The sequence below is a fragment of the Rhizobium sp. PRIMUS64 genome (assembly GCF_023006465.1).
Lineage (GTDB): Bacteria > Pseudomonadota > Alphaproteobacteria > Rhizobiales > Rhizobiaceae > Rhizobium > Rhizobium leguminosarum.
Map to the genome: position 1 here is coordinate 1 of NZ_JALBGX010000167.1, position 13189 is coordinate 13189.

14 protein-coding genes and 2 pseudogenes are annotated in these 13189 nt (G+C 59.0%); 12 read left to right on the plus strand and 4 right to left on the minus strand.

Features of this window, described 5'->3' with window-relative positions; genetic code table 11:
- From MOV76_RS34795 to MOV76_RS34820, 6 genes and pseudogenes are all read left to right on the plus strand, one after another.
- Positions 1-432, plus strand: a pseudogene (locus MOV76_RS34795) (MFS transporter); the annotation flags it as partial.
- Positions 433-506: 74 nt separating this feature from the next.
- The gene (locus MOV76_RS34800; protein WP_247266240.1) at positions 507-1103 is read left to right on the plus strand and encodes a DUF922 domain-containing Zn-dependent protease; all 597 of its coding nucleotides are present in this window, start codon (positions 507-509) and stop codon (positions 1101-1103) included.
- A gap of 91 nt (positions 1104-1194) precedes the next feature.
- Positions 1195-1548: a DUF1428 domain-containing protein gene (locus MOV76_RS34805; protein WP_018242960.1), complete on the plus strand. Its 354-nt coding sequence runs from the start codon at positions 1195-1197 to the stop codon at positions 1546-1548.
- A 105-nt stretch (positions 1549-1653) separates the two neighbouring features.
- Positions 1654-2076 carry a secondary thiamine-phosphate synthase enzyme YjbQ gene (locus tag MOV76_RS34810; RefSeq protein ID WP_247266241.1) on the plus strand — a complete coding sequence of 141 codons (423 nt, stop codon included), beginning with the start codon at positions 1654-1656 and terminating at the stop codon, positions 2074-2076.
- Between the two features lie 126 nt (positions 2077-2202).
- Positions 2203-2508: a hypothetical protein gene (locus MOV76_RS34815; protein WP_064245031.1), complete on the plus strand. Its 306-nt coding sequence runs from the start codon at positions 2203-2205 to the stop codon at positions 2506-2508.
- Positions 2509-2685: 177 nt separating this feature from the next.
- On the plus strand, positions 2686-3066 hold the full coding sequence (locus MOV76_RS34820) for a hypothetical protein (RefSeq protein WP_028732889.1): 381 nt from the start codon (positions 2686-2688) through the stop codon (positions 3064-3066).
- 325 nt (positions 3067-3391) lie between these two features.
- Here MOV76_RS34820 and MOV76_RS34825 read toward each other — a convergent pair whose 3' ends face one another.
- On the minus strand, positions 3392-4132 hold the full coding sequence (locus tag MOV76_RS34825) for an SIMPL domain-containing protein (RefSeq protein WP_018242956.1): 741 nt from the start codon (positions 4130-4132) through the stop codon (positions 3392-3394).
- Positions 4133-4329: 197 nt separating this feature from the next.
- Between MOV76_RS34825 and MOV76_RS34830 the strand changes: the two genes are divergently transcribed.
- On the plus strand, positions 4330-4776 hold the full coding sequence (locus MOV76_RS34830; RefSeq protein WP_247266242.1) for a GNAT family N-acetyltransferase: 447 nt from the start codon (positions 4330-4332) through the stop codon (positions 4774-4776).
- 198 nt (positions 4777-4974) lie between these two features.
- Positions 4975-5526, plus strand: a complete 552-nt coding sequence (locus tag MOV76_RS34835) for a hypothetical protein (protein WP_247266243.1) — start codon at positions 4975-4977, stop codon at positions 5524-5526.
- 166 nt (positions 5527-5692) lie between these two features.
- Here the strand turns inward: MOV76_RS34835 and MOV76_RS34840 are convergent, their stop codons facing one another.
- Complete coding sequence (locus tag MOV76_RS34840; RefSeq protein ID WP_164902606.1) at positions 5693-5839, minus strand: hypothetical protein; 147 nt, start codon at positions 5837-5839, stop codon at positions 5693-5695.
- 253 nt (positions 5840-6092) lie between these two features.
- Here MOV76_RS34840 and MOV76_RS34845 point away from each other — a divergent pair, with 253 nt between their 5' ends.
- Positions 6093-6293: a hypothetical protein gene (locus MOV76_RS34845; RefSeq protein WP_131704341.1), complete on the plus strand. Its 201-nt coding sequence runs from the start codon at positions 6093-6095 to the stop codon at positions 6291-6293.
- Between the two features lie 103 nt (positions 6294-6396).
- On the opposite strand, the gene MOV76_RS34850 is transcribed toward MOV76_RS34845, so the two are convergent.
- Both MOV76_RS34850 and MOV76_RS34855 read right to left on the minus strand, forming a co-directional pair.
- A complete protein-coding gene (locus tag MOV76_RS34850; RefSeq protein ID WP_247266244.1) occupies positions 6397-6591 on the minus strand; it encodes a hypothetical protein in 195 nt (64 codons plus the stop codon).
- A 548-nt stretch (positions 6592-7139) separates the two neighbouring features.
- Positions 7140-7695, minus strand: a pseudogene (locus tag MOV76_RS34855) (contractile injection system protein, VgrG/Pvc8 family); the annotation flags it as partial.
- 425 nt (positions 7696-8120) lie between these two features.
- Between MOV76_RS34855 and MOV76_RS34860 the strand changes: the two are divergent.
- Genes MOV76_RS34860 through MOV76_RS34870 form a run of 3 tightly spaced genes read left to right on the plus strand, consistent with a single transcriptional unit; the run spans position 8121 to position 12211 of the window.
- A complete protein-coding gene (locus MOV76_RS34860; RefSeq protein ID WP_210067760.1) occupies positions 8121-9335 on the plus strand; it encodes a hypothetical protein in 1215 nt (404 codons plus the stop codon).
- 12 nt (positions 9336-9347) lie between these two features.
- On the plus strand, positions 9348-10781 hold the full coding sequence (locus tag MOV76_RS34865; RefSeq protein ID WP_193443523.1) for a DUF6384 family protein: 1434 nt from the start codon (positions 9348-9350) through the stop codon (positions 10779-10781).
- Between the two features lie 11 nt (positions 10782-10792).
- Complete coding sequence (locus tag MOV76_RS34870) at positions 10793-12211, plus strand: hypothetical protein (protein WP_047618400.1); 1419 nt, start codon at positions 10793-10795, stop codon at positions 12209-12211.
- Positions 12212-13189 lie beyond the last annotated feature (978 nt).

Consider the following 13189-nt stretch of genomic DNA (forward strand, 5'->3'; position numbering starts at 1 on the left):
CCCGCGGTCGGCGCGCTCGTCATGTCGATCGTGCTTGCCCGTCGGCCGCTCGAGAGCAATGTCGGGCGCAAGATGCTTGCCGCTGTCGCCGTGTTCGGCGTCGCCACCATCGTCTTCTCGCTCTCCACCAATATCGCGCTTTCCGTCGTAGCGCTGCTCGTCGTCGGCGCGTCCGACACGGTGAGCGTCGTCGTGCGCAGCTCGCTGGTGCAGCTTTTGACGCCGGACGAGATGCGTGGCCGCGTCAGTGCCGTCAACTCGCTGTTCATCGGCACCTCCAACCAGCTCGGCGAATTCGAATCCGGCATGATGGCGGCTGCCCTCGGGCCCGTCGCCACTGGCGTTGTCGGCGGCCTCGGCACGATCGTCGTCGTGCTCCTGTGGATGCGGCTCTTCCCCGATCTCACCAAGGTCAAGACGCTGCAGGGCTAGCGCATGCATGACGCGTTGAAAGCGGCGACCGCTGCCGTTAGGTTCGCCCCAAATATCATTCGGCGGAGCCGCGCGTGACGACCAATTTTCTATCCTGTGTGCTGGCGGCAGTTTTCGCGTCGGTGCCGGCTATGGCGCTGGCTGAGTGGCAGGCGGTGGAAGAGGTGCGGCCTTATTCGATATCAGGCAAAACGGGCGCTGAGCTCTATGAATCGATTGGGGCGCGAGGGCCTGAAGCCGGTGTGGGCCGGGTGATCGCGCATACGACGTTCAAGTTGACCTGGACCCGGAAATACGAACCGCAGGGAAACGCCTGCGTGATCACGACCAACCGGCCGAAGCTGATCATCACCTATACGCTGCCGAAGCCGGCGGCCGAGCTGCCGGCCGCCGTCAAGAGCAGCTGGCAGGCCTTCATATCAGGCGTGCAGGCCCATGAGCGGGTGCATGGCGAGACCATCAAGGAGATGGTCAAGGAAATCGAGGCGACGAGCATCGGCCTCACCGTTGCCGATGATCCCGATTGCAAGAAGATCCGGATCGAACTGACCCGCCGCCTCGGCGAGATTTCCGGCAGGCAGCGCCAGCGCGGCCGTGACTTCGACAAGATCGAAATGGGTGACGGCGGCAATATCCAGCAGCTCATCCTCAAGCTGGTGAACGGGCCCTGATTGCCCGTCGCTGCCGCGCACTTCATCCCTGGACCTGCCCGACCGATCTCCTATCTCTCCCGCTAACGAGGGCAGGTGGAGGAGAAGCGCAATGTCCTATGTCGACGGTTTCATCGTGGCGGTGCCGAAAGAGAATGTCGATGCTTACAAAGAATTCTCGACCTTCGCCGGCTCGATCTGGAAGGAATATGGCGCGCTCGAATATGTCGAATGCATCGGCGACGACGTGCCCTATGGCGAGCTGACCTCCTTTCCCCGTGCCGTGCAGGCCAAGGAGGACGAGGTGGTGGTGTTTTCCTGGATCGTCTACCGGTCCCGGCAGGAACGCGACGATATCAATGCCAAGGTGATGGACGATCCGAGGCTCAAGGGCGACCAATGGCAGATGCCGTTCGACGGCAAGCGGATGATCTATGGCGGCTTCGAGATGATGCTCAAGCTCTGATGCCGCCTTGCCAGGGCGCGTGTAGACTTGCTTGAGGCAAGCATTGACTTGGTCGTCACGGCGCGCCAACTCCCGGGAGATGTTATTCCAAGACGGGAGAGCGCCTTGCCCCAGACGATCCTCACCTTGTCCACACGCGGACAGGGCCTTTACGAATTCACCGACCAGGCGAGCGCTTTCGTCAACGCATCAGGGCGGGAGGAGGGGCTTCTCACTGTCTTTGTGCGCCACACTTCCTGTTCGCTGCTGATCCAGGAAAATGCCGATCCCGACGTGCGCACCGATCTTCTCTCCTTCTTCCGCCGCATCGTGCCGCCGGCCTCCGATCCCTCGATGGGCTGGGTCGTGCATCGGGCCGAGGGGCCGGACGACATGCCGGCGCATATCAAGGCGGCGCTGACGCAGGTCTCGATCGGCATTCCCGTCGCCAGGGGGCGGCTGATGCTTGGCACCTGGCAGGGTATCTATCTCTACGAACATCGCGACCGGCCGCACCGGCGCGAAATCGTGCTGCATCTCAGCACCTGAAACCGGATTCATTCTTGTGAATGCAAACTGAATGCCCGGTTCGAACACCGTTCAGTTTGCGGCGGTTACTGTCGAGACAATCCCTGAAGGGAGACCTTAGGTAATACCAATCGACGGAGACACCCCATGACGCATTTCCTGACTAAGGCTTCGCTTGCCGCTTTGCTCGCCCTCTGCACCATTCCGGCCACAGTTTCCACGGCCGCCGCCGCAGGGCCGCAGACGAGCTTTATCGTCGAGGCGCAATACCATCGTCCGATACGCGGCTGCTCGCCGATGCATGCGGTGCGCAAGGCGCGTGATTTCGGCCTGCGAGATGCCCGCATCACCCGCATGTCGCCGCGGGTCGTTGTCGTCGCGGGGCGCGAACGCCGCGGCTGGGACAGGATTACCTTCGCGAATGTCCGCGGCTGCCCGCTGATCCGGCGCTGAGGACTCCGCGGCAAGCGCCCATGTGGTGCTTGCCGCCCCGTTTTTGCCTTGACGCTGACACTTTCAGCCGTCTCTTCTCTGACCTGTATGAGTGATTCCCAAATGACGCTTCGGCGTAATGCGGACGAATGGGGAGGGCGGCTTGACCGGCCCGACTTTCAAACGAAAGGTTTTTCGATGATGCAGTTTCTGGCAAAGGCGGGTCTTGCCGTCATGCTGACAGCCGGTACCCTGGCCGGCACGGTGGCGCCTGCCGCCGCCCAGTTGAATATCATTATTGGCGAGCCGGACCGGGGTCCGCCGCAGGACTATCGCCGTCCGCCTCCGGGTTATGACCGTCCGTCTCCGGGTTATGACCGTCCGCTTCCGGGCTATGGCCGTCCGTCGCGCGGCTGCAATCCGCAGCTCGCCGAAAACCTCGCTCGCGATTACGGCTTCCGCCGCGCCCGCGTCGTCGACATCACGCCGCGCCGCGTGATCGTCCAGGGTTGGACCCGTCGCGGCCCCGATGAGATGAGCTTCGGCAATGTGCGCGGTTGCCCCGCTCTGCGCCGCTGATATCAAGGTCGAATACCGCCTCGTCTCCCCGATGCGGCGGCCACAACCGCCTTTGCCAGTCTCCCCGGATCGGCAAGGGCGGTTTTCTTTGTGCGCTCAGTTTGACTGCGCTCTTTCCTCCGGCATCATCGTGGGTCTTGTGCCACGGCTGTCCGGTTGGCGCCAATGGCTGCCCCTCATCCGGCTGGTGGCGGCAGCCGGATGAGGGGCTGGTCTCGCCGATCTCCAGAGCCGAGATGTTGCGTGTCTCAATCAGCAGGAAGTCGGTAGACTTTGACAGCAGTTTGAGCGCCGTGCGCCTGAAAAGACGCGCGGCGCTTTCATTTTACTGCTCGATGGCGAAGGTCACGGTGACGCTGACATTGTAATTGTTCTCGCCGCTCTGGACGGGAACGGCAGCGTCGGAGGCCTCCTTCATCATCGTAGCGCGATAGACCGGCTGCGGCATTGCGCGAGGCACATTCTCGTTGATCTCGATGATGCGGCCGAGCTTGACGCCGGCGGCTTCGCTCAGCGTCTTCGCCTTTTTGACGGCTTCGGCGACGGCATCCTTGCGCGCCTCTTCGATGGCGGCATCCGGCTTGTCATTGGTGAACTGGATGTCGCCGCCCTGGTTGATGCCGAGGCTGACGGACTGGTCGATCACCGCGCCGAGCTTGGCGAGATCGCGCAGCCGGACGGTGACCGAATTGATGGTCTGGTAGCCGATCAGCTGCGGCTGCTGCTGCTGGCCGTCGACCGGCTGCGGATAATTGTATTGCGGCTGGATGGAAAAGCCGGAGGTCTGGAGGTCGCGCTCGGCGATGCCGCCGCTCTTCAGCGCGGCAAGCACGTCGTTCATCGCCTTGTTGTTCTCGTCGAGCGCTTCGCGGGCGGTTTTCGCCTGTTTGACGACGGCGAAATTGACGATGGCCATATCGGGAGCGACGGACGATTCGCCATCGCCGGTCACCGAAATCACCGGCTCGCGCGGCTTCATCTCCTGCGCGAAGGCGGGCGCTGCGGCGGCCAGCGGCAGCGCCAAAAGGGCGGTCATCAGGACTGTTCTGGTATAGATCGGCGCCATGTTTTCATTCCTTGGTTGTCGTTTCCCGGAAGAGCTTTCTGTCGGTTGATTGTGAAGCTATTACGGCGGAAAAGACAGGCGCATGTGTAGCGAGAAAAAAATGTCAGGGATGCCAGTATCGGAGCCTGAACCTGCAGGACGTCCGCCAACTCTCAAGAGCCGAAACGGCTGGACCGGAACCGACGGCTCGCTATCATATGGCGACCATCGACGACGAGGAAGCAATGTTCGAAACGCTCGATCCCGTCCCGTCCGAGATCGCCACCGCGATATCCGACGGCCTGAACGCCTTCAACGAGAGCGCTGAGATCAGACGCGAGGCTTTTGCCATCGTTTGGCGAGAGAACGGAGGGCTTATCGCCGGAATAACGGCGTCCGTTTCCCTCTCGGTTCTTTTCATCGGTAATCTGTGGGTCGCAAAATCGCTGCGGCTGGGCGGCATCGGCACGAAATTGATGGCGGCGGCCGAAGAAGAAGGGCGTCGCCGCGCCGCGGTCGCGGCCTGCGTCGACACGCTCTCGACCCAGGCCCCGGATTTTTACCCGAAGCTCGGATATGTCGAATTCGGCAGGATCAGCGGGCACGCGGGAGGCCGGCCTGTCGACCGGATCTGGTTCCGCAAGGAATTTTCCGCCGTGGCTTGATCATGACCGTCGGCTGTGACCGCCCCCCTCTGCCCTGGCCGGGCAGGGCAGAGCGGGCTCACACGGCACGCCGGTAAAGCTGTAGCAAACAATGCTGCTCTGGCGCGACCGCTTCTCAAATCCTGCAAACCTGATAGCAAATACGGCGGGTTAAGGAACAAACGGCGGCCGCGCTGCTGCGGCCGGCAAGGGGGCAGCATGCGTTTCATGGTAATTCTCTCGATCGGCCTCGCCATCGGCCTGGCGGGGTGCTCTCAGGTGGCGGAAAAGGCGGAGAATGCTGCCAACCGCTCTTACACCAGCTATGCGCTGGGCAAACCCTATGCGGAGGTCGCCAATCTTGGCCAGTCGGCGATGGCGCGGCTTTCAGGCTCCGACGCAACCTTCGGGCCGATGATCGGCGCGACGCCATTGAAGAACGGCATGACGATCTACCGGCATATGGCGCCCGGCGCCCAGACCGAGACCGGGACGAATTTCGCCGGCCTGGTCGGCAGTTCCACGATTTCGCAGAACAACCGGCTTTCCTATTTCCTGGTGGGCGCCGACGGGATCGTCAAGGATTGGGCCACGGGCTCGGTGCAGGGCAGTGCCAGCGACTGCGTGCAGTATATCGGCGGCATCATCAACCGCTGCAACGATATGCGGCAGCTCCAGGCTTCACTCGCGCTCTATGACGTCAGGGTGGCGACCAAGGCCGGCCAGCCTATCTCCAGCTGGGGCGAACCGGCCGCACCCGTAGTCAACTGAGCATGCGCGCCAGCCGGGATGAGGTCATTACCTAACCCGGCGGCGAGCGGATGCCTTGGATGTCCAAAGCATGTCACGCAAATGTGTGGAGCGGTTTCGCGATAGAGACATGCGCGAAACCAAAGGCGAAAGCGCGGTAAGCGAACTTAAAAGTTCGCTACGCGCTTCAGGCGCCGAAATCGTCCATGAAGGATGGATGGATGGCGGGCTTGCGCTCTTCGCGTGCGTCGCGAATACGCTGGGGAACCGCGCCGAGACCAGCAACGAAGCGGGTCAGGAGATTGCGGTGGAAAAGTTTATGTATGGCACTCATGGCAGTTTACTCATTCTTTTTTTTGTTAGCTGGCAGCATATATTTTGCGCAAGCTGCTATCACAATGGGCAATTTTACATGACAGTTATGCGACAGTGCATGGCTTGAGGCAGTGGGCCTGAAAAACGATCACATTGGCGTTAGAAGCGGCCGCCGAGGCCGCTCAGCCCCTATAAGTCCTCGCATACCCTCGTGATGGCGTGGTAGATTGCAAACTTCGGCTAAAGCCGTGCCCCTCCGAGGAGAAGCTCAGATGAACCGATTTTTCGCATTTATCGCGACCGGAACGCTGATCAGCCTTGCCACGATCACTTCGGCTTGCACTTCGTCCGGAAATCTCGACCAGACATCGTCGATCGGCGGCGGTTATGGCGGTTATTATGAGCGTCAGCCGCTTAATCCGGCGTGTGGGGGTGGGTTCAGGCCGAGCGATGGCCGCTCTTGTAGCTATTAGAATTGTGCGCCGATCGGGCATGATGCCGCCGGACGAAGTCGTGTGATACTGGCCATCCCCACAGACGAACCATCGCGGCAATCAGACTTCTCATTTTCCAGCGCTAGTAGCTGCACGGACGATCATTGCCGAATCCATCGCGGCAGGCAGGCCGAAGGGCAAAGTCTGCACTCTGAGCGGTATAGCCGACCGAACCCGTCTGCACCGAATCGTTTGAGCTCGTGGTACACGACGACGCCGACACGGTAATGATGAAGACGGCTGCCATGGCTGCCGGTAGTTTGCGAGTTTGAAGCATCTCCCCACCCCTTACTGTCCAATGTGTCCGTATAATCCTGGCAAGTAGGGCCGATGAGGCGTCCTGATAACTGTCGTTGTCGATCAAGATTTTGTTATTGCGTGAAAAGCCCTTAGCCAGCGCTCGCTGCCACGATCAAGGTTGTCTCGGCCACGCTCACAGATGTCGTTGTTTGGACAACGATATGGGGAGCCGCAGTCTGTTCAAAGGGGTCCCATTCACCCGGTCGATTTCGCTATTTGGTCTACGCGGGAATCGGCATCAATGCGAAGGAGCTAGACATTGAGGGCGGTGCCTTCGGCTTGATGAGAAATTGAATGAGCACGGCATTTGCCTTTCTAGGTTGGTTTGCCACCATTTACATGGGCTGGAACTGCTCACGTCTCTGTTCGTGCCGAGCCGAAGGACGTCCAAATTGAAGCGTGCTGGATCGCCTTTCTTGTCCTAACCGCCTCGATCTTGATCGGCGGCGTTCTGTTCGAATACGAAGCGCGGAGTGCGGGCTTCGAAAGTGTGAACGACAGGCAAGATGCCAATAGCGTCGGCATATGCGATCCTGCAGTTTGGAAGGCCGAGAAGGCGCCGGATCTCTCTTCGAAACGGCGAAGCACGTAGTCCAGGTCGGTCTCATTCCACTGGACTGAGTAGTGCTGCGGTGGTGTGGCTGACACACTGTAAACATCGGGCGAGGGCAGGCCATGCTCAGAGAAAAGCGCTTGCAACACTTCGATTGCAGTCTTGTCCATCCCGATGCGGCAATCTGAACGGCGCGAGAGCAGCCACATCTGCGGGCGTATGGTCAGCGTATAGGACCGTAGGCCCCGCGTTACTGGCGGACCTTCAGAGCCTTGTAACGAGGCCGTTGAAGGGCCGTCGAAGGCCTTCGGCGATCTCGACGTCGACGGTCACCAGGTTGCCAATCAGCTCTTCCGGCTTCACCACTTCACGTTTGGCACGAACGACGAGCTTTATCTCGAAAAGTTGATTTACCCCTTCCTCGACCGACATCCTCTCCGGTAGGAGCTGGTCGTCACCCAACGGTGACGTAAGCTTTATAACGCGATTTGCTTGGATGAAATCGGAAGACAAAAAGAGGTCGTTCATAACGTTCTCCGAATGAAATCCCTGAGATACGCTCAATCTAAGGTTATATAATCATCAATATCGGCGCAACTTCTGGGAAAGGAGGAGCCTCTGAGGGTCTGTCAACCCCGGCACTCGGAAAGCGTGTGGAGTCGATTGAGACCCGACGGCAGATCAAGTTGGAGCTGCTTACTAGCCGCACACGAAAGATATCATCGATACCTAGTGAAATGATTGGGGATGCTAACCTGCCCACATGAATAACAACTACATCATCGAGCAAGCTGCAGAGCTGATCAGACCCTATCAGACAACGGGAGGTCGCTTGTTTGGCGACGTCGGCGCCGTGGCGATATCAAGCACGGGAAACCGGTAATTGCGAACAAGTTATTGTTGCATTAGATATTCACCAAGACGAGATTTCGTCCACGGAGAAGGAGGACAGCATGACCGATCTGACCGCGCAAGGGAACGCCATCGTGGCGACTGCAAGCACGGCCGTTGCCACGGTTCTGAAGGAAGGCGGCGAAAAGCTGCAGCAGGCTATCGACATTGTGAAGTCGCTCGGTCTGCGTGGTGACGTTCGCAAGCCGCAGGCTATCGTGTCGATCATCGAAGAGATCAAGGACGCGGATCCGGACCTTGCCTATTTCATCGCACGCACGCTGTCTGAGCAGGAGGCTTTCGACGACCTGGTCGTCCAGAAGATTTCCGGCATCGCCGTCGGCGACGACTATAAGGAAATCACGGCAGCCTTCGACTCCATCCGCGCCGACGCCAAAAAAGCTGTGCTTGATGCAGCCGATGGCAATGAATCCATCTGGGGCAAGATCACCGGCTTCTTCAAGGAAGCGACCCAGGGCGACATCGCCGACCGTTTCTCAAAGATCGAAGATCGTTTCGAGCAGGTCACGACGACTCTTGCTGCCCAGCTGAAGGGTGAAAAGGAAATTCTCGAAGCCTACCAGCTGTTCCGTGGCGCACTCGGCCAGTCGCAGGTCGCGGCGCTCGCGATCAAGGCGAACCTGGAAGCGACCTGGAACGCGGCCAAGGAAAAGGCGGAAACTGCGCAGAAGGCTGTTGATGATGCCCAGGCTGCTGATGAGGCGACCAAGGTCAGTCTGCAGATCGCTCGCGACAGCGCCAACGACGCTCGGTCAAAGGCCGAAGGTCAGTTTGATATCGGCAAGGACCTCGCCGACAACCTGATGATCGCCTACAACATCACAGAAGTTACCATGAAGAAGCTGGAAGGCACCAGCAAGCTCAAGGACCGCATCTATAAGCGCTCTGTCAGCTTCTATGCCGCCAACCGTTCGACGCTTGCTTCGCTGAAGGCGAACTACAACGCCACCATCGGTCTGGCCGAGGGGACCAATGCCCTGGACTCCATGACCGGCGGCATCAATAAGTCGCTTTCCGATCTCGCGGATGTTTCCGGCGAGGTGAACGCCAAGGCAATCAGGAGTGGCTACGGAAAGACCATCGACGCTGATGTCGTCAAGACGCTGGCCGAAGCGCTTCTCGTCGAAGACGAAGAAAACGCCAAGCTCATCGAACAGAGCCGCGCGGAAGCTAGTCAGAACGCGGACGAAATTCGCGCGTCGGTCGAGGACGTCAAGCGTCGCTATGCGGCAACGGCGAACAAAATCGCAGCGTAACGGGTAATATCCATGGCAGCTTCGTCAGCATCGGGCGCGAGCCCTTCCTTCGGCGACATGTTGGGTGTTTCCAACATCATCGACGATATTCGAGCCAGCGACCGGGTGGTTGACTTTGAATTGGGGGCCGGTGAACGCCGGAAGGCCCTCATCCAGCGCCTCAAGGAGCAGAAGGCCAAGGAGGGCGTCGTCGTCAAAGATGACGTCATCGAATCTGCCGTGGAGCAATATGAAGAGCGGCGTTTCACGTTCACGCCGATGAAATCCGGGGCTAACCGGCTCGCGGCGACGGCTTACGTGCGTCGCGGCCGGTATCTCCGCAATACGGCCATTGCGGCGGCTGTCCTGGTGGTCGGTACGGTAGCGTACAACGTTGGCTACGATCAGTTCGTGATCAAACCGCGTGAGGCGGCCATCGCCCGCGAAGCGGCGGCAAAGGAAGCGGCGGCTCGCGAGCTTGAAACTGCGCTCACCGTTCGGCTCCCAGCCGAATTGAAGGCGGCAGTGTCGTCGGCAACCGTCGCCGCAGACCGCGTGTCGGATGTTCAGGCCAAGGCTGACATCGATAGCCGAAATACAGAGGCGCTGGCTGCCATCATCGCTCGCAACGTTGCGGGTGCTGAAACGGCAATCCGTCAAATTGGCACTATCGAAACGTCGATGCGTTGGAAGGAACAACGGGTACAGCAGGTGGCAGCCAAGCTTGCGATTCAGCCAAGCCAACTTCAGGCCGCCTACACTTCGGCCAAGGCACTTGCTGTGGCGGTCTCCGACAATCAGGCTGTCACCGACATCGAAAGCCGCAATACCGAAGGTCTCGGCGCGATTGCTGCGAAGAATGTCGAAGGTGCGCAGCAAGCTATCGCGGCTATCGGGGTGATTGAAAGTCATCTTCGACAGGTCCAGGCGCAAAAGCAGCTTACTGGTGAAGCGGCGAACTTCGTTGCTGATGCGGACGCGTCCCTGTCTCGTTATGTTAATTCGGGCAACCCTCTCGACGATGGCGCTCGTACCACGCTGACCCGTCGACTTTCGTTGATCACGGAAGCGGCCGAGGATGGCGACGGTCAGCAGATGCGTCAGGCTATGACGTCATACAAGAACCTCGTCACCTACGTTCAGAACGAAGCCAAGATTAGGATCGTCAATCGTCGTGGCGTGCGAGCCGGTGTCGAGCGGGATGGCACCCGCTGGTATCTTGTTGTCGAAGCACTTGTCGGCGGAAAGCCCGTTCCAGTCGAAGTTGGTAACAAGGAGGACGGCATTGCTGAGACGGTTCCCTACTGGGGTATTCGGGTTTCCAAGCGCCAATACACCAAAGTTCTGGACGATTACTCCGATGACAAGATCATCGACGACGACCGTGCCGGAACGAAACCCAAGGGCTCGCTCGATGTGAACTGGACCCTTGACGCCATCGACAATCAGACGATCACGCACTGGTAGGGAGATCGACCATGATCTCAGGATATGACGTTTACCGCCAGTTCAGCAGCATCCGTGACGATGTCGAGCGTGACCGTCGCAACATTTCCGAGAAAATTCTCGGCTTGCAGGGCGAAGTCGACAAGCTACTTCGCGAGCAGTCTGGGCTCTTCAAAAAGTTGGCGGCATTCCACGTTTCCGCAGGTGTCGCCCTCCCGGCTACCGTCGAACAGGCCCTTGACGAGCGGAAAGCCAAGGTGGCCTCCAAGAAGGAAGAGGTCGGCGAACGCACCCGGCTGATCAGTGTCTCGAAGAAGCAGGTCGCGATCCTCGACGAGAAGATCAATGCCCTCACCGCCGAAATTGAAAGCGAAGAAGCCGCGATCCGTGAGCGCTTCATGGCTGACGAGCGGGTCAAGCCGATCTATGTTGATCTGGCGGCCGCCTCGCAGGCTCATGGCGACATGAATCGTGCGCTACAGGCTGCCAACGAAGAGCTGGCTGAAAAGCGCCTTGCGTTCGAAAAGGACGAACTGTTCGTCTACCTGCATAAGCGCAAGTTCGGCACGCCGGATTACAAGGGAGGTCTCCTTCCGATCACGCGGATGCTTGATCGTCGGCTTGCCAACAGCTTCAACTATGTCGTTCAGGCTGCCGACTACGATTTCCTCGTTGCCCGGCCGGGTATGATCGAAGATCGCATTGCGGCTCGCAAGCCGGAGCATGAGAAACTGCAGGCCCAGTATGATGTACTGGAAGCAGAATATTTCGACGTCACCAAGCCGAAGCGCGATGAGCTGGAAACTCTGAAGGAACAGCGGCAGCAGGCAATCGACAGCGGTAAGAGCCACGCCGATGCACTTGCTACGATCAATCAGTTCCTGGCCGACGCCGCACTCGCTGAGGACGCCGACCTGAAGTCGATCATCTCGAATTTTGCAGACTTGCTGGCAAAGCCGGATTTCCAGTCGAAGATGCGTGCGATGGCAGAGCAGACGCCTTCAACTGAAGACGACGCGACGGTTTCACGCATCCAGGCAATCGCCTCTGAGGTCGCAACCCGCGACAGCCAGATCGACGACGAGAAGCGCAATCTCTCTTCGTGCGAGAGCAAGCTTGAAGGTCTGCGCCGCATCGAAAGTGAGATCGACCACAATAACTGGCACGCGACTGGTCATACGTTCAGCGGTGTTAACGTTGGCACGCTCGCGGACGCCTTCCTTCGCGACATGATGACGGACGCGAGCGTCATTGGGCAGCTGAACGATGCGCACCGCGACCCGCCTCGACCGCGTCCGACACCATCGTCGGGCGATTTCGGTGGTGGCTTTGGTGGCAGCTCGTCCTCCAGTTCTTCCGGTGGCTTTGGCGGCTTCGACGATTCGTCGACCACCAGTTCGTTCGGTGGCAGCTCGTCCCACACGACGACCGGCGGGTTCGGTGGAGATTGATTGGCAGTGGGCGATGAAAGTCACCTTCCATTTGGCAGGCGGGAGCATGTCGTCTATCGTGTCAGTACGATATCTCCCGATGAAATAGTGGACGTTCGCATCATCGAGCCGTTTTAAAACCTCGAATACTTTGGACATCGGCCGCCTCCTTCTGGTCCGGAAAATCAGCCGAATGATCGGCGCTTCGCGAGCGACCACAATGGCCGCTCCTGAAAGGCGACGGGTTAATGTTTCCTGGCCGCCGAACGCGGTCATCGTTGTTCGCGACGCTCTGCTGGCACCGCAGCGCGAGGGGTCTTATTCTCCGAAATAGCAAGTTGGTAGGGTATGTTGTTCTTTATCCTTTTTGTTTTGCCGTACATCGTCGGCTTCGTCGCGCTTGCGTTCTGGCGACAGGGGTGGACGCTTATGGCGGCAACCGTCGCAATGATTGTTGTTTATTTCTTTTCTATAGGATCAGGGGATGGCCCAGGCCCGTTCGCGGCGGATGCCCTTCCAGCTGTCCTCGCGGCTGGAATTGCAGCCGGGCTAGTAACCAGCGTCATTGCCATGACGTCGAACTATCGACCTGGCTGTAGCGGCAATGTTCCCACTCGGATATATCGCTGGTTATACGGTGATCAGGTACTTCTGAAGCCCTCAGGGATATCGCGCCCGTCCGGAAACTACGTGGGAGCGGAATAGGACTCTTTGGTCCAGCCGGCCTGGCACCTGCGCTCAGTGGCGACCTGCAATATCGCCAGTAAAGCCGTCGGCGGGCTTTCGATGATGGGGTCGGACGAACGTACATCATTTATTACTTCGCACCTGCGGTAATTGTCATACGATTCAAAACGCTAAATAATCACAAAAATCAGTTGCTTACTTGAAATTTCTCGACTACGTTTTTTACAGAAGAGTTCCGAAATAACCGGCCCTCGCCGGCGATACTCAGCGGTCGTTTGACCTCGCTTGAGGAGGATGATGACGTTGTTTGTC

Bases quoted from the DNA above. Each gene is read 5' to 3' on its own strand.
- MOV76_RS34835 (WP_247266243.1), top strand. From the start codon at position 4,975: ATGCGTTTCATGGTAATTCTCTCGATCGGCCTCGCCATCGGCCTGGCG.
- MOV76_RS34870 (WP_047618400.1), top strand. From the start codon at position 10,793: ATGATCTCAGGATATGACGTTTACCGCCAGTTCAGCAGCATCCGTGAC.
- MOV76_RS34815 (WP_064245031.1), top strand. From the start codon at position 2,203: ATGACGCATTTCCTGACTAAGGCTTCGCTTGCCGCTTTGCTCGCCCTC.
- MOV76_RS34850 (WP_247266244.1), bottom strand. From the start codon at position 6,591: ATGCTTCAAACTCGCAAACTACCGGCAGCCATGGCAGCCGTCTTCATC.
- MOV76_RS34805 (WP_018242960.1), top strand. From the start codon at position 1,195: ATGTCCTATGTCGACGGTTTCATCGTGGCGGTGCCGAAAGAGAATGTC.
- MOV76_RS34865 (WP_193443523.1), top strand. From the start codon at position 9,348: ATGGCAGCTTCGTCAGCATCGGGCGCGAGCCCTTCCTTCGGCGACATG.
- MOV76_RS34840 (WP_164902606.1), bottom strand. From the start codon at position 5,839: ATGAGTGCCATACATAAACTTTTCCACCGCAATCTCCTGACCCGCTTC.
- MOV76_RS34825 (WP_018242956.1), bottom strand. From the start codon at position 4,132: ATGGCGCCGATCTATACCAGAACAGTCCTGATGACCGCCCTTTTGGCG.
- MOV76_RS34860 (WP_210067760.1), top strand. From the start codon at position 8,121: ATGACCGATCTGACCGCGCAAGGGAACGCCATCGTGGCGACTGCAAGC.
- MOV76_RS34845 (WP_131704341.1), top strand. From the start codon at position 6,093: ATGAACCGATTTTTCGCATTTATCGCGACCGGAACGCTGATCAGCCTT.
- MOV76_RS34820 (WP_028732889.1), top strand. From the start codon at position 2,686: ATGATGCAGTTTCTGGCAAAGGCGGGTCTTGCCGTCATGCTGACAGCC.
- MOV76_RS34830 (WP_247266242.1), top strand. From the start codon at position 4,330: ATGGCGACCATCGACGACGAGGAAGCAATGTTCGAAACGCTCGATCCC.